Genomic DNA, 24101 nt, shown 5'->3' with positions numbered 1-24101 from the left:
AACGTAGGGTGGTGCACGTCGAGGTCTTCCAAGATGGTGAGCGTGAGAACTTCCATCCTGGAAGACCTCGACGCCTATCCGCGAACCAGCCGATGGTCCCGGGCTACACCCTCAACTGCGAAGAGCCAGTTATGCGGCAGCCGAACGGCTGGCGAGTGCCGGGAACACGCTGGTGCTCACCTTGCTGGCGACCGCGACCCTCGCGGGCGTCGGGCTGGGCGCGTCAGCGGCCGGGGTCCTCGTCGATACCGTCGCGGTCACCGCAGCCCTCGCGATCCCGGTCGGTGTCGGGGTCGTGTGCACGGCGCTCGGCTTGGGCGTCCGCGCGCTGAAGGTGGACGCCTTCGCCGCGACCGTCAGCGGCTAGCGAGCATCCGCTGCGCCGCGACCGGGCTGCAGGGGCTCACCGGAAGCCGAACAGGGGTGGGAAGGCCAACGCCACGATGGCCGCCCAGACGCCGAACACCGGCAACGCCCAGCATTGCCAGCGCACCAGGTTCAACCCGGGTTTCTGCCACACCAAGACCCTCACGTAGTGCCACGCTGAACCCGCCAGGTGGGCCAGCAGGATCACATTGCACCCCAGGGCTGCCAGTTTGTTGGGGCTCGTCCCGTATTCGAGGAGACGCCCCGACATCGCCCACAGCAGCAGCACGTCCACGGCGACAGCGACACACACCAAAATGAGTTGCATCCAGTCCAGGCCGCGGTGGGAAGACTCGGGACGGCGCGCCGACACCGTGAAGAGCACAACGCCAGCCACCACGATGAGCAGCCCGTTGAAGGAGATGAGCACTTCACGCTCCAGCGAGATCAGCCGCCCGCCGGTGAGCACGACCACCAGAAAGCTCAGCAGGCCCAGCGTGAGGAGAGGGGTGAACACCGCAGTGAGAACGGGCGCCATGTTGTCCATGACCGACTTTTTGCGTTCGACGAGCCACGCGCAGACGAGGACGGCGCCCGCAGCGCAGACGGGGAACACCCACCCGAACACGGTCGAGGTGGCCGGGGCGTCAACAGCGATGAAGATCTGCATGATCAGCATGGAGATGAGGGCGCCCACCAGGACGATCAGGACGTAATAGATCACGGCCTCACCGAGGAAGCGCACCCAGTCCATCCATGACTCCAGGGAGCGCCAGCGTTTCCCGAGGTAGGCGATACCCGCGGTGCTCGCTAAGGCGATGGGCAGGTGCAAGGTGGTGAGCCACAAGGTCTGGTGAGGCCAGGTGAAGGGGTAGAGGTTCACCAGCAGTGCACTCGCGGCGAAGACCGTGAGCAGGAGGGTCAGGCCGCTGCGGGAACGCGTCTGGGCACGGGCCGCGAGGTAGACGATCAGGAAGGGCAGGACGAGGAACGCGAGGTTGCGCGGGTAGAAGTCGATCGCAGTCCCGCCGTCCATGAACGAGTAGGGGATGCGCGTCGCCAGCCCGGCGAGGAGCCCAAGGCCGAGCGCGGCAGGCAAATCCCAGCCGGAGGGAAGGCTTCCTGCCGGGGAAGGCTCAGATGGTGTCAGGACGAGTTGCCGCCACAGACGATCGGTGTGCACGGCACCGTACTCGCGGGCGACGTCGCTGGGTGAGCCGAGGCGCCGCACTGCGATGAGGAAGGCCTCCTCGGGGCTCAACCCGACGCGACGCAGATCGTGAACCTCGCTGAGCAGATGGTCTTCCAACTCGTCGACGTCCTCAGTCGTGATGCCTGGGCGGCGCGTCATCATGTCTCGCCATTCGCCCAACGGGGCATCGAGGCCCTCGGCGGCGGGGGGCAGAGGGCCGATCATCATGCCTCCACTGTCCGTGGGATGGGGGGTGGAAAGAGCCCTTCCAGGGTGTCGACAACGGCGCGCCATTGAAGGGCCTGCCCGTTGAGTTCTGCTGTGCCCTGGGGGGTGATGGAGTAGTACTTGCGACGCCTCCCCAGGGTGGCTTCTCCCCAGCGGGCTGTGATGAGCCCTTGGTGTTCCAGCCGGTGCAGGAGCGGGTACAGCATGCCCTCACTCCATTCGATGCGCCCGGCGGAGGCCTCGGTGATGCGCCTCAGGATCGAGTACCCGTAGTCCTCTCCGGCGGTGAGGACACCCAGGATGATGGGCGTTGCCGAGGCTGCGACCAGGTCTTTCGTTAGGTTCACGAGACCATCTCCCATATACCTAGTACTTCTAGGCATATGGGAACTCTATCAACGCTCCACAAGCTCGATGCTGCCGCTGGCGCCATCCAGGCGAACGCGCTGGCCGTCGGTCAGGCGCCGGGTCGCGTCGTGGACGCCGACCACCGCCGGGACGCCGTACTCCCGGGCCACCACCGACCCGTGCGTCATCAGGCCGCCGACTTCGGTGATCAGCCCTGCGGCCACCAGGAACAGCGGCGTCCAGGCCGGATCGGTGCCTCGGCACACCAGGATCTCCCCGGGGGCCAGGTGCGCCGAGCGTGGATCGTGCACGATGCGGACGACTCCCTCCACGACGCCGGGGGAGACCCCCGCACCATGCAGGTCGGCGTCCCCCGCGCTCAGGCCGTCGTAGAGTGCGCGGCCATCCTCGACCAGGATGCGTGGCACCTGAGTGCGTCGGCGTTCCGCCTCCCAGCGCGCCCGCCGCCGAGCGACCACCTCCTGCCAGCGCGCCGAGAACGCGCGGCTCAGTTCGTCCACCCGCAGGAATGCGAGATCCTCGACCGCGCCCAAGCGATCCTCCTCGACGAGCTCGATCGCCGAAGCCTCCAAGCCGGAGCGGAGCATGCCAAAGGCCTGGATGAGCGTGAACTTGGGCGTCTCGCGGGACCCAGCCAACCCGCGGATCGCCCTGGCGCTTCGCCGGATCTTCTCGGCGCGCTGCTTGGTCGAAGCGTCCATCAGGATCCGCACGGAGCGGCCCGCCTCATGCTGGCCCGCCAGGTAGACCGCCCGCGGCTGAGCCTTCTCCGGGAGGGCCAGGCAGGCCTTGAGCGTATGCATCAAGGGGGTCGGGTCGTCGCGCCACCGCGGGGCCCCCAGATCGATCTCGGCGACGCCGCGCATGCCATAGGCGCTCATGAATGAACTGATCGCCTCTTGTGCGACCCGCGGAAGGCGGCCCGCAAGATACTGACGAGCGAGATCCTCGGCGGGGGTCTCGGCGACCCACCCCCAGGCGTTGGCGTCCGTCTTCAAGACGGCGGCGACGTCGGCCAACTCCAGTTCCATCTGCGTCGTCACGTTCCCCGGAAGGCCACGCATGACGGCCAGCGCGAGCGCGTCAGCGTGAGGCAGGCCTGTCTTCGCGGCGAGGTCGCGCAGCTTGCTCAACTCCATGATCGTGGGCGCCATCACGGGGGCGAACAAGGGAAGCAGCGTTGGCAGCGCCTCATCGCCCAAGGTCTCGATGACCTTGGCGCGGGCACTGAGCCGACCTTGGGGAGTGTCCGCCCGGGCGGCCTTCGACATGTGGGTGGTGACCCGATCCAGCAGGCGCGTCACCGCCCGATCCAGATGCCGTCGCGCGGCGATCGGGTTGCGCAGCGAAGAGCGTCCGCGTGAGGCGACCCGGGAGGCGAACGCAGCCAGCGCCGCCACTGTCGGTGCGGAGGGGATCTGATGCACTGGACGCAGGGCGGGCTCCTCGCCCAGGGCGGCAAGGATCGCTGCCGAGCCCGGCTCCACCAGGGGAAGGAACTGGTGGACGAGCGTGCGGAGACTCCGCACCCGAAGTAGGCCGTCGGCGCGCAACCACAGCCGCTCCCCGGCAGGCTGCACCGCCCGGTTGGTGCGCCAGTCCACGCGGCGCCCTAGGACGCGGGGCGCCCCCGACAGCAGGATCCGCAGCGTGTCCAGACCCAGCGGAGTGATGGGCTCCAGGACGCCTTGGAAAGCGCCGAAGCTGAACCACACCTCAGGGGTCGGATGCGGTTGCGGGTTGGGGAGCGGCAACGGGTACAGGCCGGTGATGGGGCGCGCCTGCACGACGAACAACTCCTCGCCGAGGCTCGCCCATTCGATGTCCATCGGGACGCCGTACAACTCCACGATCCGGCGCCCGAGTGCCACCAGGGCACTCAGCTTTGCCGCGGTGAGGACGGCCGTCGACCCGGCGAGCTCCTTGGAGCGCACCGCGCCCGTCAGCGTCTCCACCACATAGTTGTCGGGAATCACCTCGCCGGAGACGAGCGCTGAACCCAGACCCCGCCCGGCGTCCACGACCGATTCGTCACGACGGCCGGTGCGCGGGTTGGCGGTGAACAACACTCCTGCGGTGTCGGCGTCCACCATCGTTTGGACGACGACGGCGAGGCTGACCCGGCCAGCGAACCCCAGGCGGGCCCGATAGCTGATGGCTCGCGGCGTCCACAGTGAGGCCCAGCAGGCGATGACGGCGCTGACCACATCGTCGACGCCGGTCACGTTGAGGAAGGAATCTTGCTGACCGGCGAAGCTCGCGCCCGGGAGGTCTTCTGCGGTGGCGGAACTGCGCACAGCGACGGGGCCGTCCAGTAAGGCGGCGACCTCGCCCACGATGCGCTCGCGCTGGGCAGGCGAAGGCGTCGCCGCGGCGAACGCGGCGCTGATGACCGAGGACGCCTCGGCCGGATCACGCGTCAGCGCATCGGCAATGATCGGTGCCAGACCTGCGTCGGTGACGAACGTGTCGTACTCGTGCGTGGGCAACACCACGAACGGCGGGACCGGAAGGCCAGCCTCACGCAAGATGACGAGATTGGCGCCTTTGCCGCCGAGGTGATCCGTTTCACCCCCGCTGATGCTCATGTTCGTCAGTATCTCACCCGCATCCGACAGTGGCCCATGGATGCGGCACGGCCGGACGCGACGCCCCAGGCCGACCGCTTTGTGGGGGAGGCCCCGCAACGCACCTTGCGTGTCTTAGGGTGGCTTCATGGACATCTCCGGGCTGCGACAGTCCTACGACAAGGGAAAACTTGACGAGGCCGACGCTGGGACGGATCCGAACGCCCTGTTCGCGCGGTGGTTCGAGGACGCCCGCGCCCTGCCCGGCCTGGAACCCAACGCGATGACGCTGGCCACCGCCGATCGCCGTGGCCGACCCTCAGCTCGCGTCGTGCTGCTGAAGGAGTTCGACGAGAGCGGGCTGGTGTGGTTCACCAACTACGACTCGCGCAAAGGCGCCGACCTGGCCGACAACCCGCAGGCCACCCTGCTGTTCTTCTGGGCACCCTTGGAGCGTCAGGTGCGCGTCGAAGGCAAGGTCGTGAAGGTGCCCGCCGAGGAGTCCGACGCCTACTTCCGTGTGCGTCCCCTGGGTAGCCGCATCGGCGCCTGGGCGTCGCAGCAGTCCAGCGTGATCGCCGACCGCGCCGCCTTGGAGGCCGCCGAGGTTGCGGCAGCCGACGAGCACGGTAAGGATCCGCAACGCCCCCCGCAGTGGGGCGGCTATCGGCTGCTGCCTGACACCTGGGAGTTCTGGCAGGGACGCACCTCGCGGCTCCATGACCGGCTCCGGTTTCGCCTGCGGGGCGCGGACTGGGCCCGGGATCGCCTCGCCCCCTGAGTCGCAGAGGGGCCTCCGCCAGCCGACTCGGCACCACCCGCAGGGCCTCCAGGCGCGCGGCGCAGGACGGCGTCAGGCGCGCGAGAACGCCGTGGCGGCCTCGACGAGACCAGGGTCGGGGCGCACCCCGGTGTAGAGCACGAACTGCTCCAACGCCTGCAGGCTCATCACCTCGGCGCCCGTGATGACGGTGAGACCGCGACGGCGCGCCTCCACCACCAGGGGCGTTTCGGCGGGCATCGGCACCATGTCGAACACCACCCAGGCGTCCTCCAGCACGTTGACGCTCACCGGGAGCGCCTCCGAGTCGGCTCCGCCCGCCATGCCAACCGGGGTGCAGTTCACCACGGTCGCCGGATGCAGGTCGCCCAGTTCGGGACGCCAGCCCGCCCCGTATTTGGACGCCAACTCGCGCCCGGTGTGCTCGTTGCGGGCGACCACGACGACGTCGAGGTAATGCAGGTCACGTAGCGCGGCGACGGTCGCCTTCGCCATACCGCCCGAGCCCAGGACCGCCACCGTGCCCTGGTGGGGGACGCCGCGGCTAGTGAGCAGGTGGGCGACGGCCTGGTAGTCGGTGTTGTAGGCCACCAGATGACCGTCGGTGTTGACGATGGTATTCACGGCGTCGATGGCGGCGGCAGAGGCGTCCACCTCGTCGACCAAAGCGAGGACGTCATGCTTCCACGGCATCGAGACGGCGCACCCGCGAATCCGCAGCCCGCGGACGCCCGCGATGGCCTGCGTGATGTCGGAGGTCGTGAACGACTTGTAGACGAAGTCGAGCCCCAGGACGTCGTAGAGGTAGTTGTGGAACCGGGTGCCCGTGTTGCCGGGCCGGCCCGACAACGAGATGCACAGCGTCGTGTCCTTGGTGATCCCTGTGGCGATCTCGCGCATGGTGTCCTTCCGGGCCGGGGTGATGAGGCCAGCCTACGGCGCCGGCTCACCGTCAGCCCGCGAGCCCGTCAGACGCCCGGCTCCGACGGCAGGCGTCCGGACGCGATCGCCGCGACCAGGGCGGCATGGTCGGCCTCGGTCTGGTCGGCGTACCCGCGCGCCCAGGCGACGAAGGCGTCCACGGCGGACTCCCGCTTGCCCAGGTAGCCGGAAATGATCGAGGCCCCCGAGGTGCGGGCATGGCCCTTGGCCAGGAGGTGCCCGGTGACGCCGGAATAGTCGACCAGAGCGGAGGGAGACATGCTGTCGAGGGGGACGCCGCCCTTCATGTTGCGGTACTGCCGCACGTAGTACTGGTGGGGGCCCACGGTCGTCCAGCCCAGCAGCGGGTCGGAGACGGTTTGGAGGACCTGCTGGTACTCCACGACGCGCTGGCCTTGGTGGTCGTGCCAGGCGTGCTCGCCGTGGACGAACGGCGCCAGCACCGCGCGTTGCGCCTGCTTGAGTTGCAGGAACAGCACGTCGTCCTCCCGGGAGCCGCACAGCAAGGCGACCCAGGCGCGCAAGCCCACCGATCCGACGCCGACGACCTTGTGAGCGATGTCGACCAGCGTGTAGCCGCCCACGATGCGGCGCCACTGCGGCGTCAGGGTGGCCAGGTAGGCGTCCAGGCCGTCGGCGAGCGCCTCGTACTCGTCGGGGTCGGGATGGGTGACCAGCGGCGGGTCGTTGAGGATGTGCGCCGCCGTCGTGGCGCCCCCGGTCAGCTTGGGCAGCTTGCGGTCGGAGGTGCGTCGCCGGGCAGCCACGGCAGCCCGTTCGATCTCCTCGCGCAGGCCCTCCTCGGTGACGCTGGAATGCAGCCCCTCCACGTCGAGGCGGTCGAAGGCTCGCCACAGCAACGGCTGCTTGGACAAGAAGCTGACCTCGTCGCGGTAGGCGACGACGCAGTGTGCGACGGCGTCCGCGCATTCCTGCTCGGTGGCGCCGTTGACGCGCCCCAGCACCCAGATGGACGCGGTGAGGCGCCGCAAATCCCACTCCCAGCAGCCGGTGTGCGCCTCGTCGAAGTCGTTCAGGTCGATGACCTGGTTGCCCTCGGGGGAGCGGTAGAAGCCAATGTTGCCGATGTGGGCGTCGCCGCAGACGACCGTCTGGACGCCGGTCGCGGGCAGGTTGGCGACGTCCCAAGCCATCATGGCCGCCGAGCCGCGCAGCATCCCGAATGGGGATGCGGCCATCCGCGCGTTGCGCACACCACGCAACCAGGGCAGGCGTCCGTGCTGGGCCGCTTCGATGAGGTCGATGACGCCGGGACGGTTCGGGCGAGGCTCCCAGCGGCCCAGCGCGGCGTGCGGGGTGGCCTCCCGGAGCGCTTTGCCCTGAGCGACCCGTTCACGGCGGTCCGTTGCGGGGATGCGGAAGGACGCAAAAGCGTCGGGGGACGGCGCGGTGGGCGTTATCGGCTCCATGAGGTCATTGTCGCGCCCGCCCCCGGCAGGGGGAATGGGGAGGCGGGAATCGGGCCGCGCCCGAGGGTCGAACAGTGCTTCCGTAGGGAACTCGGTCATACTGGCTAGCGAGCCACCGCAATCTGTATGAGGAGTTTCGATGTCCCATTCCAGCCTCGCTTTGACCATCGGGTTCGCCGCCGAAGCTGTGCGTGAGGAAGGGCCTCGGGTTCAATGTGTCGCGCCGCGGGCGGCCACTCCCTTCGTGGCCGAAGCGCTCCAGGGTGCGGGCGCGCGGCCGCTGGTGACGGGCACCTCACCGGACGCCCTCGAAGCGGCCCACGGCGCGCAAGCGGTCGTGCTTGACCTGGCCACGCTCACCGCCGAGTGGAATGACGCCATCGTCACGACTACGGCACGGCTGGCCGCGGACGGGACGCCCTGGGTGCTGGATCTCACCCGGTTGGGCGATCTGCCGCTGCACGCCGAGCGGGTGGACGCCCTCCTGGCGAACCGGCCCGCGATCGTTCGGGTGAACCCGGACGAGATCAGCGGCTTCGGTGCCCCCGGTCTGGACGCCGCCATCGTCTGGGGCGACTCCGCCGAGCGCGTCACGTTCGGCGGCCGCGAGGTGAAGGTGCCGCTGGGTTCGGCGATGCTCGCGCAGATTCCAGGCGTTCGCACGGCCGTGTCGGCCCTGATGGGGACATGCACGGTCGTCACCGGACGCCTGGAGGCGGCCTTGGCGGGGGCTGCGTGGCTGGCGCTGGCCTCGGAGCGGGCCGAGGAGCAGTCGCGTGGGCCGGCGTCCTTCCGAACGGCGCTGGTGGACGCCCTGTGGACGGTGCGTGGCGACGAGATTGCTGAATACCTGAATCTTTGAGTATCCCGTTAGGGTGGGGCCGTGGCTGAGAAGAATCCGACGCAGACCTGGCACCGCATCTACCGGATCGTGTCGGGCATCAGCGCCGTGGTAGCGCTCGTGCTGGGCATCCTCGGGTCGTTGCTGACGAGTGAACCGGCCGTGCGTCCGGCGCACGCGGGGTTGGCGATGCTGTTCATCGTGACCACCCTGTTGAGTACCATCGCCGCCTTCCGCTACGGGAAGCTGTCGGGCGTCAAGGGCGGCATCGGGCATGCGGCAGGCGTGTTCGTGTTGTCGCTGGTGCAGTACGCGCTCGGTGAGATGGGCGTGACCATCGTGCACATCGTGCTCGGCATCCTGATCGTGTTGGGTGCGCTCTCGCTGTTCGTTTTGGCGGCGCGTCCCCCGGCGTCGGCGGCGCCGTCCGCTCAGGCCTGATCCAGGGCGGTATCTGGCACTCTTGAAGGGTGTCGTCGTTCAACGTGTCCCGGGACAACTCCGGTGAGGCCTGGTTCAGGATCGGCCGCTTCGATGTGACCTCCACGGTCTTGCTGGTCGCCCTGGGGGCTCTTGGCGCTGTGGTGTCGACGCTCGTGGCCGGGCTGCTCGCGGCCCTCTACCTCGATCCGCGGCTCGTCCTGCAGGGGCAGGTGTGGCGGATCATCACCTGGCCGTTGACGGACGTCATGACCCTGTGGACGCTGCTGTCGCTGGTGCTGCTGTGGTATTTCGGGCGTGACCTGGAGGCGCAGATCGGGCGCCGTTCCATGGCGGCTCTCTACGCCGGGATGTGGGCGTCGCTCACCGTCATTTCGTTGGCTGTGCACCTCGTGAGCGGCACGGGCCAGATGTATGGGCTTGGCCTGATTCAGTTCATGGTGTTGCTGGTGTGGATTGCCGAGTACCCCCAGCGCCCCTTCTTCTTCGGGATTCGCGCCTGGGTGGTGGGCGCCGCTCTCTTGGGCCTGCAGTTGCTGCTGATGGCTGCCGCGGTTCGATATGCAGACATGCTCACTCTGCTGGTGGCATTGCTCTTTACGGCGTTGCTGGCGCGGCGATTCGGGTTGTTGTCCTCGCTGCGGTTCTTGCCGCACCCGAAGGGGCCCCGGACGCCGCGTCCCGCGCGTAAGGAGCGGCGTGTCGCTGAGCGCAAGGCGTCCGACGCCGAACGCATCGATCAGTTGCTGGAGAAAATCAGCGACCAGGGTTTGCACAGTCTCAGCGCAGCTGAGCGCCGGGAACTGGAGAAGTTGCGCCAGCGCCGCCAGCGATAGTCGCAAAGAGATCGATTTACACAAATAGATCGTAAAAACCTTGCTAGGGTCGATCCTGCCCGCATACCCGGGCGTTCGTCTGGCGAGAGGTTTGTGATGGCAGATCGGCTAGCAGAAGGCATTTCCTTTGCGGGGTGTGACCCGCGGGCGTGCACCGACAGCGTGCGCCACGAGCACGCGGTGGTGCGCAGCGACCGCGGCGATTACGTGGTCGTCCGGCACGCCGAGGTTCGTGCGGCAGCTCTCGACGACGAGACCTTCTCCAGCGCGGTATCGGCTCACCTGCAGATCCCCAATGGGCTCGACGGGGACGCCCACACCGCCTACCGGGCAGCCCTGGATCCGTTTCTCTCCCCCGCGGCGCTCGCACCGTTCGCCCCGATCCTGGCGGCGAAGGCGCAGGCGCTGGTGGCGACGCTGCCCACCGGCGAGGTGCTCGACGCGGTGACGCAGATCGGGGCCGTGTTCGCTGTCCGTGCCCAAAGCGCCTGGCTGGGGTGGCCCTCCTCGATGGAGGAGCCGCTGGTGGCCTGGGTGGAGGACAACCACGAGGCCAGCCGCCGGGGCGATCGGCAGGAATTCGCTGCGGTGGCCGCCCGCTTCGACGCCCTCATCACACCGCTGCTGTCGGCTCGCCGTGCCGCCGACGGCGCCGTGTTGGGCGCCGACCTGACCGCGGACGTCATGCGCGTCCAGGTGGAGGGCCGACGACTCAGCGATGAGGAGATCGTGTCGGTTCTGCGGAACTGGACCGGCGGGGATCTCGGCTCGATCGCGCTGTGCGTCGGGGTGCTGCTGCGCGGCCTGGTGACCAACGACGCACTTCAGCGGCGGCTGCGCGACGGCGTCAGCGAGGCCGAGTGTGACGCCATCATCGATGAGTTGCTGCGCCGCGACGATCCCTTCGTCTCCAATCGTCGCGTCACGACCTGCCCGGTCTCGCTTGGCGGGGTCGATCTGCCCGCCGGGACGCGCGTCACGCTGCACTGGACGTCGGCCAACCGCGACGAGGCCGTCTTCGGGGATCCCGACGTCCTCGATCCGCAGGCGAACGCCGAAGCGAACCTGGTCTACGGCATCGGGCGCCACGCCTGCCCCGGGCGCACGCTCGCGACCCTCGAACTGCGCGTCGCACTCCAGGCGTTGCTGGCGGGGACCACGTGGATCGCGGCCGCGGACGAAGAGCCGCTCCGGGAGATCTACCCCGTGGGGGGTTGGGCTCGGGTGCCGGTGGTCCTGGCGTAGGGGCGCAAGCGCCGCTGGGCGCGGGTGAGGGGCATCTTGGTCCAGGTGGGCATGGGTCGCGTCCAGGCCGGATCGGTGAGCATCCGCGCCAGCGCGAGCCCCGCCGCCAGCGCCATGACCAGGCTCAGGACGGCCGTCGCGTTCGTCAGGGCGGCGATCACGTCGCCGTTCACGAGCCCCACCAGGGCCCGATAGGCGGCAGCCCCGGGGACCATGATGAGCACGGCGGGAACCGACATGATGATGCGCGGTACCGCGAACCGCTGGCTCGCCCACCCCGCCATCAACCCGACGGCCATCGTGGCGGCCGTCGCGCAGATCAGCGGGTGCCCCCCGGCGTCGATGAGGAGCAGGCGTCCGGTGTTGGCGAGCATCCCGATAGCCGACGTCATCAGCGCGATGCGCCACGGGGTGTCGAACGTGAGCGCGAAGCCATAGACCCCGGCGAAGCTCGCCAGCAGGCGCAACCCCAGCAGCACGGCGGGCGGCAGGTCGAGGGGTGCGAGCGGGGTGGGGGTGAGCCCGAACAGCCACGCCACCAGCCAGGCGCCGATCCCGGCCGCGAAGATGACCAGGCCCGCGTACCACAGGCGTGCCGTCCCCGCGGTGAAGTCGAACCGGGTTAGATCCAGGGCCGCAGTCAACAGGGGGAACCCGGGCACCAGGAACAGGATCGCCGAGGTGAACGCCGCATCGTGCACGGTCTGCGAGGTGCTGGGCAGGATCGCATGGATCGCCCACCCGGTCACGACGAACACTGCGGCGGCGACGAAAGCGGCCACCGTGACGATGGCGAGATGGTTGAGCCGGGCCCGCCGCAACAGCAACTGGACGGTCTTGCCGCATGCCGCACCCAGACCCGCCGCGATGCACTCCTGCAGGTGGCCGTTGTTGAGGAAGGCGAACGCGAGGCTGGCCAGGGCGGCGCCGACAACGATCGCCCAGCGCGGGTACGGCGGCCGCCTCAGTTCGATCCGGTCGAGTTGGCGTTGCAGATCGCGGGTGCTCAGCCCCGGGCGGGCCCGCAGCGAGATACGCAGCAGGGCCGCGATCCGGGCCGCGTTGACGGTCGGCACCGGCACCTCGACGACCTGGGTGACGGTCTCATCGCCGTGCCTCGTGGTGACGATGATCTCGTTGAGGCTGACCTGCGCGTCGAGCCGGTCCACTCCAAGAGCGACAGCGACGCGCCCCATGGCCGCCTTGACGCGGAAGGAGCCCGTTCCCGCGCTCAGCATCAGGGCGCCCATGCGGCACACCGCGTCCGCCTTGTCCGCCAGCGCGAGATGGGCGCTGGGGGAGCCTGCCGCGGTCATCGGGTCCGTTCCCCCACGGTCGACGCGGCTGCCTCCTCGGCCAGCGACGCCAAGGCCGCGACGAAGGTGTCCGTCGTTTCGGGGTCGGGGACGCGGATCCGGATCCAGGTTGGGCTGAGCCCCGGGAAGCTCTCGGCGCGGCGCACGGCGAACCCCCGCTTGGCCAGCCCCGGACGCAGCGAGTGGGCGCCGACCCGGGAGGTATCGATCAGGACGAAGGGTGCGCTGCCGTGCACGACCGGGAAGCCGTGCGCCTCCAACGCGGACACCAGGTAGGCGCGGTCGGCGTCCACCTGGGCGTACCACGTCGATGCCTGCGCACGAGCCTGGGGGGACAGCACCGCGACCGTCGCCGCGAGCGCGGGGGAGGAGAGCGGCCACGGCGGTTGGACCGCGGCGAGTGCTGCCACCAGAGCCGGGTCGCCCACCACATAGCCGACGCGCAGCCCCGCCAGGCCCCACGTCTTCGACAGGGAACGCAGCACGAGGCGTCCGGGCATGGACGGCGCGATGAGGGATTCGGCCTCGTGGGCGGCGTCCATGAACGCCTCATCCACGACCAGGATGCGCCCTTGGCCTGCCTCGAGGAGGTCGTTGCGGCGGTGCAGCCACCCGGTGGGGTTGGTGGGGTTGCCGACGAAGAGGGCGTCCGCCCAGGAAGGGAGCTCGCCCAGGGGCGGCGTCCCGGCGTGGGCGTCGACGGGCAGCAGCCAGCGTTGCACGGCGCGTCCGGCGGCGCGCAGGGCGGCCTCGGGTTCGGTGAACTGGGGGTGCACCACGAGCGGGTGCGCCAGTGGTAGGGCGCGCGCGATCAGGGCGAAGGCTTCCGCTCCGCCTGCGGTGGGTAGCACCATCGCCGGGTCGACGCCGTGCGCGTCGGCGATCGCGGCGACGGCGGCGTCCGTGCTGGGATAGGCGCCCAGCGTCGCGGTGGTGGCGGCGATGACGTCGGTCAGCCACGGGGCGGGGCCGGTGGTCTGCACGTTGACGGCCAGGTCGATCAGGCCTGCGGCGATGTCGCGATCCCCATGGTGGTGCAGATCGATCCCGCCGTCGGGGGCTGAAGGAAGCGTCGTGGTGCGGTGCGTGGACGACGCCGAGGCGTCCCCCTCCGGCGAGGCGCCCTGCCCGGCACGACGGACGTACCGGGCCGCCGCGTCCGCGAAGCGCTGCGCCGCAAGGGGCGTCCCCGCCCAATGCACGTGCAGGTAGGAGCTGTGCAGCGTCGGCTCACCGATCTCGGCCGGATCCAGGGAGAACCCCTCCACGCGGTCATTCCACGCCCACGCGGGGTGCTCGCCCGCCCCGGGAAGGGTGTGCGTCCGATGGAACTCATGCCCCCACACGGCGTCCGAGCGGCCATCGGCCACCAAGGTTGCCTCGGACGCCTGAGCGTGCCGGTAGCCGAGGGTCAAGCGCGGGGTCATCCGGGCGGACGCGGGCAGCGCCCCCACCATGGGGTGCCCATCCAGGTGCTCACCCAGATAGAGCTGACCCGCGCATTCGGCGACCGTCGGAACTCCCGCGCCGATCGCGCGGGCGACGGCATCACGCAAGGGGGCGTTCGCGCTCAGGTCGGCGGCGTGCACTTCGGGGAAGCCGCCCCCGATGTAGAGCCCCGCGACGTTGTCGGGGAGGGCAGCGTCGGTGAGCGGATCCACCTCGACGACGTCACAGCCTGCCGCGTCCAGCAGTTCGGTGGTCTCGGCGTAACGGAACGTGAACGCCCGGCCACCGAACACGGCGATCCGGGGGCGTCCGGGGACGGGGGCGACCTCGGCGGCCGGATCCCAGGGGCGGGCGTGGAGCGGCGGCGCGGACGCGGCAAGCTCCAGGACGGCATCCAGATCCACATGGGCGTCCACATGCTGGGCAAGCGCGGCGATGGTGTGGGCGGACTCAGCCCGCTCCGAGGCCGGGACAAGGCCCAAGTGGCGGGAGGGAGCCGACACGCGCGCGTCCCGGGGCACGACGCCGAGCACGGGCATTCCGGCCTCCTGGAACACCTGCGCTAACTCGGCGCCATGCGCGGGGGAGGCGACCCGGTTCACGATGACGCCGGCCACCCGAACCTGCGGATCGAAGGCGGCCAACCCCAGGGCTGCGGCTGCGGCCGTGCGGGACGAACCGGCACCGTCGACGACGAGAATCACCGGCGCAGTGATGAGTTTCGCGACGTGGGCGGTGGAGCCCACACCACCCGTGCGGAGGCGTCCGTCGAACAACCCCATGACGCCCTCGACGACGGCGATATCGGCTGGTTCAGGCGTCACAAACCCGTGGGCGAACAGGGGAGCGACGCGCTCTTCACCGACCATCACCGGATCGAGATTGCGTCCCGGACGGCCGGTGGCGAGCGCGTGATACCCCGGATCGATGAAATCTGGTCCGACCTTGAACCCCGCCGCCCGCACCCCTCGTGCGGTCAACGCGGCCAGCAGGCCCGTCGTCACCGTCGTCTTGCCAGCCGAGGACGCGGCGGCGGCGATCACGAGTCGCGGGAGCGCCCACCCGTCAGCGGCGCCGGTGTCGTCGAACGGGTCGGCGGGTGGCATGGGTTGGGTTCCTCTCACAGGGCGAACGGCCCCGATTGTGCCTCACACTGGGCCGGATGGTGACCGGTCCACCAGGGCGAGACAAGTAGACGCTGGCTAGTGGCGGTGCAAGGATGGCGAGGCATCCGCGACGCGGAATCCGGTGAGAATCCGGGACGGTCGGGCCACTGTAACCCGTGATGGGGAGTCAGATACGCACGCGGATGCGGTTCCTGTGGCCACGTATCCAGAAAGGGAACTCGATGCATATAGCTGAGGGTTTTTTGCCCGTCGGACATGCCGTTGCATGGTTCGTCGTCTCCACACCATTCGTCGTGCACGGCGCCCGTGCCGTCATCAAGGAGTCGAAGGAGCACCCCGAGTCGCGACTCCTGCTCGCCGCAGCCGGCGCCTTCACCTTCGTCCTGAGCTCCATCAAGCTCCCCTCGGTGACGGGTAGTTCCTCGCACCCGACCGGTACAGGGTTAGGGGCGATCCTGTTCAGACCACCGATCATGGCGTTCATGGCGACGGTGGTGCTGCTGTTCCAGGCGCTGCTCCTCGCCCATGGTGGGTTGACCACGCTCGGCGCCAACGTTTTCAGCATGGGCATCGCTGGCCCCTGGGTCGGCTACTGGGTGTGGAAGCTCAACGCCAAGCTCGGCTGGTCGCGTGACGTGGGCGTCTTCTTCGCCATGGCGCTGGCTGACCTGAGCACCTACCTGGTCACCTCCTTCCAGCTCGCCCTCGCCTTCCCCGATCCCGTCTCCGGGATCGCCGGGTCCGTCGTGAAGTTCCTGGGCGTCTTCGCGCTCAGCCAGGTGCCGCTCGCCATCGCCGAAGGCATCCTCGGCGTCTTGGTGTTCCGCATCCTCACCGACGTCGCCAAGCCCGAACTGCAGCGCCTCGGCGTCCTGCGCTCTCCCGAGAAGGTGGCCGCCTGATGTCCAAGAAGTCCCTCATCAACGTCGCGTTGATCGTTGCCCTGTTCCTCGTGTTCGGTATCAGCTTCGTCATCGGCGGCCTGCACACGGACCCGGAGGAGCGCTTCGGTGGCACCGACGGTGCCGCGACCACCCAGATCCAGGAATCGCACCCCGACTACGAGCCGTGGTTCCACCCGTTCTTCCAGCCCGAATCCAGCGAGATCGAGTCCGGCTTGTTCGCGCTGCAGGCGGGGATCGGTGGCACCATTCTCGGGTTCGCGATCGGCGCGCTGTGGGGTCGTCGGCACCGGGGCACGGGGCACGTCTCCGGCACTCCGGACGCCGATTCGGACGCCGCGCCCGAGCCGGGAAGCGAGCCAGCGGCCACGTCCTCGCGAGTCGCTGACGCCACCGCCTAATGGCGCACGGGTTGGCGCTCGACCATGCGGCCTGGGCGAGCCCGTGGCGAGAGCGATCCCTGCGTGACAAGGGGGTCCTCTCGCTGGGCTTGCTCGGCTCCGCGTTAGCGTTGCCGCCGATCCCTGGCGGGGCGGCGGTGGCGCTGATCAGCGTCGTGTTGCTTGTGGGGCCGATCAAGGTCGGGTGGGGGCGGCTGGTGCGCGTCGTGTGGCTGCCGGTGGTGTCCATCGCTATCGGCGTGGCGACGGTGGCCGTCAGCGTCGGATGGTCGTCTGGTCCGACGTTCGCGATCACGCCGGAGGGCCTGCGCACCGCCCGGGACCTGGCGGTGCGCTCGCTGGCCGCAACCCTGGCGCTGTTCACCTTGGCGTGTTCGACGCCGATGATCGACCTGCTCACGGGGCTGCGCAAGCTGCGCGTCCCGGATCCGCTGATCGAGATCGCCTCCTTGATCTACCGGTTTGCGTTCGGGCTGATCGAGAACGTGGGCGAGATCCGGCGTGCCCAGGAAGGACGTCTGGGCTACGTCGATCGGCGGGCGGCCATGCGGTCGACGTCCATGGCGATGAGCGTGTTGTTCCTGCGGGTGTGGGAGCGGGCCCGGCGCCTCGACGTAGGCCTCGCCGGACGCGGATATGAGGATTCGTTGCGGACGCTGGAGCCGCCGCGGATCCGCTCGACAGCTTTTCTGGTCGGCAGCCTCGTGTTGCTGGCCGTCCTGATCGGAACAAGCGTGATGTGGGGGGTGCTCCGATGAGCCATCGTGAACTGTCGGGGTCCGGTCTGGTCGTCGGCTACGGCGACCGGGAGGTGCTGCACGGCGTCGATCTGGTGGTGCCGAAGGGGCGCCGTCTGGCCTTGCTGGGCGCCAACGGGTCGGGCAAGACGACGCTGTTGCGCGTCCTGTCGGGGGCTATCGAGCCGGGTGCAGGCCAGGTTGCGGTGGACGGGGTGAAGCTCGTCCACAACAGGGCGGGGCTGCGGGCGCACCGCGAGGCCGTCCAGTTCGTCGCGCAGGACCCCGACGATCAACTCTTCGCCGCGGACGTGTTCCGTGACGTGTCGTTTGGCCCCATCAACCTGGGGTTGCCCGATGAGCAGGTCCGCGAGCGGGTCGCGCACGCGCTGGAGGTGCTCTCCATCACGGATCTGGCCGACCGTCCCATCCACGAACTGAGCTATGGCCAGCGCAAACGCGTCGCCATGGCGGGTGCCATGGCCATGCAGCCGTGCGTGCTGTTGATGGACGAGCCGACCGCAGGGCTGGATCCCCAGGGCGTCAACGAGATGGTGGACGCCCTGGCTCAACTCCAAGCCGATCACACCACGGTGGTGATCTCCACCCACGAGGTCGACTTCGCGCTCGGCTGGGCCGACGCCGTCGCGATTCTCGTCGACGGACGCCTCCATCTGGGGGAGCCCGCCACCATGCTGGGGGACGCTGACCTGGTCGCCCGTGCCCGCTTGCGGCAGCCGGTCGTGTTGCAGGTCGCCGGACGCCTCGGCCTGCCCAGCGCGTCCGTCACCGGAGTGGACGCCCTGGTGGATGCCATCGGCGCCCACCGCTGAGCTTCGGGGCCTGGACGGCGTCAAGGGCCCACCCTGATGACGGTTCGGATGAGACGTGATCAATGGTGGAAGAGCACCGATGTGTGAGTCCAGTCTGGAGTGAACTCCAATACGAGGTCGCTGGGGTCCGCCACAGCGAACGCCATCTTGTAGCTGGCTTCGCGCCCATTGAGCAGGGTTGTGTGCGGTTGATCTGGAAGCTTGCCGGAGTCGAAAATCTGGTCGCCCTCTTGATTGGCCGATTGCAGAGTGGCATGCGCGATTCCGGGGTCCCAGGGGGAGCCGGTGTTGTTGACCAGGCGCACGTCGATGACGATGTAGTGAGTGAACTGGCTACCGGTGTAGGCGTGCTTGCTCGGGGTGTACGCCGCTGGTTGTCCCAGGGTGAGCGACAGGCCGTCCTCCCACGTGTAGGACGACCCAAAGGTGGCGACGCCCTCCTTGGGTGTGTTGGCTGACGGTGTCGCGGTACCGCTCTGAGCGGGTTGGTTCGATCCGGCGGGCGCACTTTCCACCGGACGGGCTGGCACCGAGGTGCAGGCAGCGAGGCCGAGGGCGGCAACCAGGACGAGGCTGGCCAGGGACGTCTTCATGTCGACTCCTTATGGTCTGAGGCCAGACGATCTGGCATCCCCAGAACCATCTCCATCGCGCCAGATCAATCCAACGCAGATGCCTGATAACCCCCCAACTCCTACCGCCTCGCCCACACCCGAGCCCGCCACCACACCCCCACCACAGGCGCGTCACATCGATCATCTGCCGATGTGCGCGCGTTGCTGCGCACGGCCTCAGCACACTCTGAGTGTCGTTCTGTGGGCGCATTCAACTGGTCGTCGCAACACCTTGATGTGAGAGGTGTGGAGGATGGCTACCAAGCATTGGAGCATGAGGACTGGCGATGTCCCCGAGGGGTTGCGGCGTCAGTGGCGAGCGGACAGGGCCTTGCGGCCGGCGATGTTCTCTCCGGGCAGGCCGCAACCGTCTCGGACGGTGCAGCGTGACTTCTGGCGTCTCATTGCGACGGGGATCTCAACGGCGGAGGCCGCGCTCGTGGTGGGTGTGTCGATCCCGGTGGCCTCGCGGTGGTTCCGCCACGCTGGCGGCATGCCACCGATCAGTCTGGTCGAACCCAGTGGGCGATATCTCAGCTTCGCCGAGCGTGAGGAGATCGCCATCCTGAAGGCCCAGGGCAAGGGGGTTCGCACCATCGCCCGGGCTCTGGGCCGTGATCCAGGCACGATCAGTCGTGAGCTGCGCCGCAACGCCGCTACCCGAGGCGGGAAACTCGAATACCGAGCCATGGTCGCCCAGTGGAAAGCCCACGAGGCCGCCAAGAGGCCCAAAGAAGCGAAGATGGTGACCAACCCGCGGCTGCGTGACTACGTCCAGGACCGGCTCGCCGGCAAGGTCACCCACCCTGACGGCCGCACCGTCAACGGCCCAGACACGCCAGTCTGGAAAGGGTTGAACAAGCCCCACCGGGCCGACCGTCGCTGGTCGAAGGCCTGGAGCCCGGAGCAGATCAGCCACCGCCTGCGCATCGAGTTCGGTGATGATGAGTCCATGCGGATCAGTCACGAGGCGATCTACCAGTCACTGTTCATCGAGGGCCGCGGGGCGCTGATACGGGACCTGGTGACCTGCCTGCGCACCGGCAGGGCTCTGCGCTCGCCGCGTGAGCGTTCGCGGAACAAGCCCCATGGCCATGTCACCGCCGATGTCGTGATCAGCGAACGGCCCGCGGAGGCCGCGGATCGGGCTGTTCCCGGCCACTGGGAAGGCGACCTGATCATCGGCACCGGCCGCTCCGCGATCGGCACCTTGGTCGAACGCCACAGCCGCGCCACGATCCTGGTCCATCTGCCTCGCTTGGAGGGCTGGGGCCAGACTCCGCCGGTCAAGAACGGCCCCTCGCTGGGCGGTTACGGTGCGGTCGCGATGAACACCGCGCTCGCCGCGTCGATCACCGCTCTGCCGCAGCAGCTGCGCAAGACCATCACCTGGGACCGCGGCAAGGAACTATCCGCTCACGCCACCTTCGCCCTGGAGACCGGCACGAAGGTCTACTTCGCTGACCCCCACAGCCCATGGCAGCGGCCCAGCAACGAGAACACCAACGGGCTGCTGCGTCAGTACTTCCCCAAGGGCACCGACCTGTCCCGCTGGACAGCAGAAGATCTGGAAGCCGTGGCCCACACCCTAAACAGCCGCCCCCGCAAGACCCTCGGCTGGAGAACACCGGCCGAGGTCTTCGAAGAGCAACTACAATCCTTGGAAGAAGCCGGTGTTGCGACGACCGGTTGAACCTGCCGTGGCTCCGACCAGCAGAGCGATGTCAGCAGTTGGCTTTCCATCTCAGCGGTGCCGCTGGAAGGATGCCCACCGGCAAATCCCGCACCTCGTGGATTGCGAGCGTTGCGAGCGAGAGCGTGCCTACGCGAAGGAGAATTGTGATGGACGTTGACCTGCTGGTGATCGGCTGGGGCAAGGCAGGCAAGACCCTGGCGGGGCGCTTCGCGGCCGCCGGCAAGACCGTGGCGCTGGTGGAGCGCTCGCCCGAGATGTACGGCGGCACCTGCATCAACATCGGCTGCGTGCCGACCAAGGACCTCGTCGTCTCGGCCGAGGAGCGTCGCGACTCCGACGACCCGCAGGAGTTCTTCCGCACCGCCGTCGCCGGCCGCGACGCGCTGATCGGCACGCTCAACGCCGCGAACCACCAGATGCTGGAGAAGCCGGGCGTCACCCTGGTGGACGGCACCGCCCGGTTCACCGGCCCGCGGACGGTCGTCGTCGACACCGCCGAGGGCCAGGTGGAGCTCACCGGCGAGACCGTGGTGATCGGCACCGGTGCGACCTCGCGCCGCGTCGACCTGCCCGGCTTCGACTCACCGCGGGTGTTCGACTCGACCACCATCCAGCACATCGACCCGCTGCCCGAACGGCTGGTGATCGTGGGCGGCGGCTTCGTTGGGCTGGAGTTCGCTAGCATGTTCACCCACTTCGGCTCCAAGGTCACCATCCTCGACCGCGGCGAGGAGTTCCTTCCCCGCGGCGACCGGGACGTGGCCGAGGCCGTGAGGCAGACCCTGCTCGACATGGGCGTCACCATCGAGCAGGGCGTCCGGCCCACGTCGCTGGACGACGACGGCACACACGCCGTGGTGCACACCACCAAGGGCGATTTCGCGGCCGAGGCCGTGCTGGTGGCCGCCGGACGCGTGCCGGTCACCGGCGAGCTGGGCCTGGAGGCCGCCGGCATCGAGGTGGACGAGCGGGGCTTCGTCGTCGTGGACGACCAGCTGCAGACCAGCGTCCCCGGTGTGTACGCGGTGGGCGACGTCAACGGCGGCCCGCAGTTCACCTACATCTCGCTGGACGACAACCGCATCGTGTGGGACGCGGTGATGGGCCAGGGCACGCGCCGCCGCAGCGACCGCGTGGCGGTGCCGAACACCACCTTCATCACCCCGCCGCTGTCGATGGTGGGCATGGACGAGACCCAGGCCCGCAAGTCCGGCCGCAACGTCCTGATGGCGAAGAAGGAGGTGGCGAAGATCGCCGCCATGCCCCGGCCGAAGATCGTCGGCGAGACCCACGGCCTGTTCAAGCTGTTCGTCGACGCCGACAGCCAAGAGATCCTCGGCGCGACGATCTTCTCCATCGACTCCCAGGAGCTGGTCAACATGGTCGCCCTGGCCATCCGGCTGGGCGCCAAGGTCTCCGACCTGCGCGACGGGATCTGGACCCACCCGTCCAGCACCGAGGCCTTCAACGAGGTGCTCGGCACCCTGGAGCCATTGGCCTGACCGGTGATGCGCCGGGTGGAGGCGATGGTGCCGCAGGACCACGCCCCCGGCGCCGAGGCCGAGGTCGACTTCGGCGAGGTCTACGTCATCCTCGACGGCGTCAAGACCAAGTGCCACATGTTCGTCTACCGCCTGTCCCACTCCGGCAAGGCCATCCACCGCGTCTACCCGACCGGCGGACAGGAGGCCTTCCTCGAAGGACACATCGAGGCCTTCCACGCCCTGGGCGGCATCCCCACCCGCCACATCCGCTACGACAACCTCACCTCCGCCGTCGTCCAGGTCATCCACGGCGGCGACCGGCTACGCGACGAGAACGAACGCTGGGTGCTGTTCCGCTCCCACTACGGCTTCGACGCGTTCTACTGCCAGCCCGGCATCGACGGCGCCCACGAGAAGGGCGAGGTCGGATGGTTCCGCCGCAACCATCTCACCCCCATGCCCGAGGTCGCCACCTTGGACGAACTCAACGACAAGATCCGCGCCTGGGAAGTCGACGACAACACCCGCCGCATCACCGGCCACGCCAACACGATCGGGCAGGACTACCACGCCGAGCTGCCCCACCTGGCACCGTTGCCGGCCGACGACTTCGACCCCGGCTTGATTCTCCACCCCCGGGTCGATCGCTCCGCCCTGATCACCGTCCGCATGGTCAAGTACTCCGTCCCCGCGCACCTGATCGGGCAACGCGTCCGCGTGTCCCTGCGGGCCTCGTGCGTGGTCGTGTTCGAGGGCCGCACCGTCGTCGCCACCCACCCTCGCCTCGGCACCCGTGGCGTGACCCGGGTCGAGTTGGACCACTACCTCGAAGTGCTGCGCCACAAGCCCGGCGCGTTCCCCGGCTCCACCGCCCTCGCGCAGGCCCGCGCCGCCGGGGCATTCACCGCAGCCCACGACGCGTTCTGGGCTGCGGCCCGCAAGACCAGCGGCGACGTCGCCGGCACCCGAGCGTTGATCGACGTGCTCCTGCTCCACCGATCCCTCCCGTCCGACGCGGTGATCGCCGGCATCACCTCAGCCCTGTCCGTTGGCGCGACCAGCCCCGACGTCGTCGCCGTCGAAGCCCGCCGCCACGCCACCGGCCACACACCCGCCCCAGCCACCCCGACCAGGGGCGGGACGGTCGTGAACCTGCCACCACGACGCCCCACCGACCCGCACCAGGTCATCGCGCACCTGCCCGAGGACACCCGCCCCCTGCCCACCGTCACCGCCTACGACGAACTCCTCCGCCGCCGCCAACCCGCCCCCACCCCGGCCAGCGCCGAGGCCCACCATCACACCCCGACAGGAACCCCATGACCATCAGCACCAGCCACCGCCAGGGCGGTCTTCGCCGCCGTCACAGCCTCACCGAGCAAGCCGCCCAAGCCGCGATCGACCAAGCCTGCCGCCGGCTCCGGCTGCCCACGATCCGCGCCGTGGTCGACGACGCCGTCGCGGCCGCCACCAAGGAACAACTCACCTACCAAGGCTTCCTCGCCGAACTTCTCCTGGCCGAGGTCGACGACCGCGACCGCCGCTCCACCCTGCGCCGCATCAAGAGCGCCGGCTTCCCCCGCGAGAAGTGGCTCGCCGACTTCGACTTCACCGCGAACCCCAACATCAACCCCGCCACCATCAACGAGCTCGCCACCGGCGACTGGATCCGCCGCGGCGACCCCCTGTGCCTGATCGGGGACTCCGGCACCGGCAAATCCCACCTGCTCATCGCGCTCGGCACCGCCACCGCAGAACAGGGCTACCGCGTCCGCTACACCCTCGCCACCCGGCTCGTGAACGAGCTAGTCGAAGCCGCCGACGAGAAGCAACTCACCAAGACCATCAACCGCTACGGCCGCGTCGACCTCCTCGTGATTGATGAACTCGGCTACATGGAACTCGACCGGCGCGGGGCCGAGCTGCTGTTCCAGGTCCTCACCGAACGTGAGGAGAAGAACGCCATCGCGATCGCGTCCAACCAGTCCTTCTCCGCCTGGACCGACACCTTCACCGACCCCCGCCTGTGCGCAGCGATCGTCGACCGACTCACCTACAACGCCACCATCATCGAAACCGGCACCAACTCCTACCGCCTCGCCCACACCCGAGCCCGCCACCACACCCCCACCACAGGCGCGTGACATCGATCATCTGCCGAGTGTCGGATTGCCGCAGCCCAGAGGAAGTCACCGAAGCCAGGCCGAGTCCACCAGACGAAGACGTGCCTGAGATCTGAGAACAGCTGTCGTGTGGGCCGAATACTGCGAGGTCTACGCGCGGTTCGCGCCTATCGGTGATCCG

The 24101-nt window shown here is 68.9% G+C and carries 21 protein-coding genes and 1 pseudogene; 14 read left to right on the top strand and 8 right to left on the bottom strand.

Annotation, left to right across the window (positions count from 1 at the left end; genetic code table 11):
- Nucleotides 1-172 precede the first annotated feature (172 nt).
- Nucleotides 173-367 (top strand): hypothetical protein, encoded by a 195-nt coding sequence (locus tag C1706_RS11850; RefSeq protein ID WP_129459451.1) that lies wholly within the window; start codon nt 173-175, stop codon nt 365-367.
- A gap of 36 nt (nt 368-403) precedes the next feature.
- On the opposite strand, the gene C1706_RS11845 is transcribed toward C1706_RS11850, so the two are convergent.
- The 3 genes from C1706_RS11845 to C1706_RS11835 are packed head-to-tail and all read right to left on the bottom strand — an operon-like array spanning nt 404 to nt 4743.
- Nucleotides 404-1786: a permease prefix domain 1-containing protein gene (locus C1706_RS11845; protein ID WP_129459450.1), complete on the bottom strand. Its 1383-nt coding sequence runs from the start codon at nt 1784-1786 to the stop codon at nt 404-406.
- Entirely contained in the window at nt 1783-2133 is a 351-nt protein-coding gene (locus C1706_RS11840; RefSeq protein WP_129459449.1) for a PadR family transcriptional regulator, read from the bottom strand. The genes C1706_RS11845 and C1706_RS11840 overlap by 4 nt, the downstream gene beginning before the upstream one ends.
- 48 nt (nt 2134-2181) lie before the next feature.
- On the bottom strand, nt 2182-4743 hold the full coding sequence (locus C1706_RS11835) for a PEP/pyruvate-binding domain-containing protein (RefSeq protein ID WP_129459448.1): 2562 nt from the start codon (nt 4741-4743) through the stop codon (nt 2182-2184).
- A 127-nt stretch (nt 4744-4870) separates the two neighbouring features.
- Here C1706_RS11835 and pdxH point away from each other — a divergent pair, with 127 nt between their 5' ends.
- Complete coding sequence (gene pdxH / locus C1706_RS11830) at nt 4871-5503, top strand: pyridoxamine 5'-phosphate oxidase (RefSeq protein ID WP_129459447.1); 633 nt, start codon at nt 4871-4873, stop codon at nt 5501-5503.
- Nucleotides 5504-5575: 72 nt separating this feature from the next.
- On the opposite strand, the gene C1706_RS11825 is transcribed toward pdxH, so the two are convergent.
- Nucleotides 5576-6403: a shikimate 5-dehydrogenase gene (locus C1706_RS11825; RefSeq protein WP_129459446.1), complete on the bottom strand. Its 828-nt coding sequence runs from the start codon at nt 6401-6403 to the stop codon at nt 5576-5578.
- Between the two features lie 68 nt (nt 6404-6471).
- Entirely contained in the window at nt 6472-7875 is a 1404-nt protein-coding gene (locus C1706_RS11820; RefSeq protein ID WP_129459445.1) for a DUF2252 domain-containing protein, read from the bottom strand.
- A 139-nt stretch (nt 7876-8014) separates the two neighbouring features.
- Here C1706_RS11820 and C1706_RS11815 point away from each other — a divergent pair, with 139 nt between their 5' ends.
- The 4 genes from C1706_RS11815 to C1706_RS11800 all read left to right on the top strand — a co-directional run bounded on the left by C1706_RS11815 (nt 8015) and on the right by C1706_RS11800 (nt 11238).
- The gene (locus C1706_RS11815) at nt 8015-8737 is read left to right on the top strand and encodes a hydroxyethylthiazole kinase (RefSeq protein WP_129459444.1); all 723 of its coding nucleotides are present in this window, start codon (nt 8015-8017) and stop codon (nt 8735-8737) included.
- A 21-nt stretch (nt 8738-8758) separates the two neighbouring features.
- The gene (locus tag C1706_RS11810) at nt 8759-9157 is read left to right on the top strand and encodes a hypothetical protein (RefSeq protein ID WP_129459443.1); all 399 of its coding nucleotides are present in this window, start codon (nt 8759-8761) and stop codon (nt 9155-9157) included.
- Between the two features lie 29 nt (nt 9158-9186).
- Entirely contained in the window at nt 9187-9993 is an 807-nt protein-coding gene (locus C1706_RS11805) for a rhomboid family intramembrane serine protease (protein WP_129459442.1), read from the top strand.
- 96 nt (nt 9994-10089) lie between these two features.
- Complete coding sequence (locus tag C1706_RS11800; protein WP_129459441.1) at nt 10090-11238, top strand: cytochrome P450; 1149 nt, start codon at nt 10090-10092, stop codon at nt 11236-11238.
- Here C1706_RS11800 and C1706_RS11795 read toward each other — a convergent pair.
- The gene (locus tag C1706_RS11795; RefSeq protein ID WP_129459440.1) at nt 11193-12554 is read right to left on the bottom strand and encodes a threonine/serine exporter family protein; all 1362 of its coding nucleotides are present in this window, start codon (nt 12552-12554) and stop codon (nt 11193-11195) included. The genes C1706_RS11800 and C1706_RS11795 overlap by 46 nt on opposite strands.
- Nucleotides 12551-15109: a bifunctional hydrogenobyrinic acid a,c-diamide synthase/histidinol phosphate aminotransferase CobBC gene (cobBC, locus tag C1706_RS11790; protein WP_129459439.1), complete on the bottom strand. Its 2559-nt coding sequence runs from the start codon at nt 15107-15109 to the stop codon at nt 12551-12553. Before cobBC ends, C1706_RS11795 begins: the two co-directional genes overlap by 4 nt.
- Before the next feature lie 242 nt (nt 15110-15351).
- On the opposite strand from cobBC, the gene C1706_RS11785 reads away from it, so the two are divergent.
- Genes C1706_RS11785 through C1706_RS11770 form a run of 4 tightly spaced genes read left to right on the top strand, consistent with a single transcriptional unit; the run spans nt 15352 to nt 18003 of the window.
- A complete protein-coding gene (locus C1706_RS11785; RefSeq protein WP_129459438.1) occupies nt 15352-16032 on the top strand; it encodes an energy-coupling factor ABC transporter permease in 681 nt (226 codons plus the stop codon).
- Entirely contained in the window at nt 16032-16433 is a 402-nt protein-coding gene (locus tag C1706_RS11780; RefSeq protein WP_129459437.1) for an energy-coupling factor ABC transporter substrate-binding protein, read from the top strand. The genes C1706_RS11785 and C1706_RS11780 overlap by 1 nt, the downstream gene beginning before the upstream one ends.
- Nucleotides 16433-17191, top strand: coding sequence for a cobalt ECF transporter T component CbiQ (gene cbiQ, locus C1706_RS11775; RefSeq protein ID WP_129459436.1), 759 nt, complete (start codon nt 16433-16435; stop codon nt 17189-17191). Before C1706_RS11780 ends, cbiQ begins: the two co-directional genes overlap by 1 nt.
- Nucleotides 17188-18003: an energy-coupling factor ABC transporter ATP-binding protein gene (locus C1706_RS11770; protein ID WP_129459435.1), complete on the top strand. Its 816-nt coding sequence runs from the start codon at nt 17188-17190 to the stop codon at nt 18001-18003. Before cbiQ ends, C1706_RS11770 begins: the two co-directional genes overlap by 4 nt.
- 59 nt (nt 18004-18062) lie before the next feature.
- Here the strand turns inward: C1706_RS11770 and C1706_RS11765 are convergent, their stop codons facing one another.
- Nucleotides 18063-18596 carry a hypothetical protein gene (locus C1706_RS11765; protein ID WP_129459434.1) on the bottom strand — a complete coding sequence of 178 codons (534 nt, stop codon included), beginning with the start codon at nt 18594-18596 and terminating at the stop codon, nt 18063-18065.
- Nucleotides 18597-18891: 295 nt separating this feature from the next.
- On the opposite strand from C1706_RS11765, the gene C1706_RS11760 reads away from it, so the two are divergent.
- The 4 genes and pseudogenes from C1706_RS11760 to istB all read left to right on the top strand — a co-directional run bounded on the left by C1706_RS11760 (nt 18892) and on the right by istB (nt 23941).
- Nucleotides 18892-20310, top strand: a complete 1419-nt coding sequence (locus C1706_RS11760; RefSeq protein ID WP_129459433.1) for an IS30-like element ISPfr9 family transposase — start codon at nt 18892-18894, stop codon at nt 20308-20310.
- Between the two features lie 149 nt (nt 20311-20459).
- Complete coding sequence (locus tag C1706_RS11755; RefSeq protein WP_129459432.1) at nt 20460-21815, top strand: FAD-dependent oxidoreductase; 1356 nt, start codon at nt 20460-20462, stop codon at nt 21813-21815.
- Between the two features lie 9 nt (nt 21816-21824).
- A pseudogene (locus C1706_RS11750) lies at nt 21825-23120 on the top strand (IS21/IS408/IS1162 family transposase); the annotation flags it as partial.
- Nucleotides 23117-23941 carry an IS21-like element helper ATPase IstB gene (gene istB, locus C1706_RS11745; RefSeq protein WP_129459431.1) on the top strand — a complete coding sequence of 275 codons (825 nt, stop codon included), beginning with the start codon at nt 23117-23119 and terminating at the stop codon, nt 23939-23941. The pseudogene C1706_RS11750 and the gene istB, both read left to right, overlap by 4 nt.
- Nucleotides 23942-24101 lie beyond the last annotated feature (160 nt).

It is taken from the genome of Propioniciclava flava (assembly GCF_004126535.1).
GTDB classification, from domain to species: Bacteria; Actinomycetota; Actinomycetes; order Propionibacteriales; family Propionibacteriaceae; genus Propioniciclava; species Propioniciclava flava.
The sequence above is the reverse complement of the archived record's forward strand: the minus strand, read 5'-3'. Positions and strand labels throughout refer to the sequence as shown.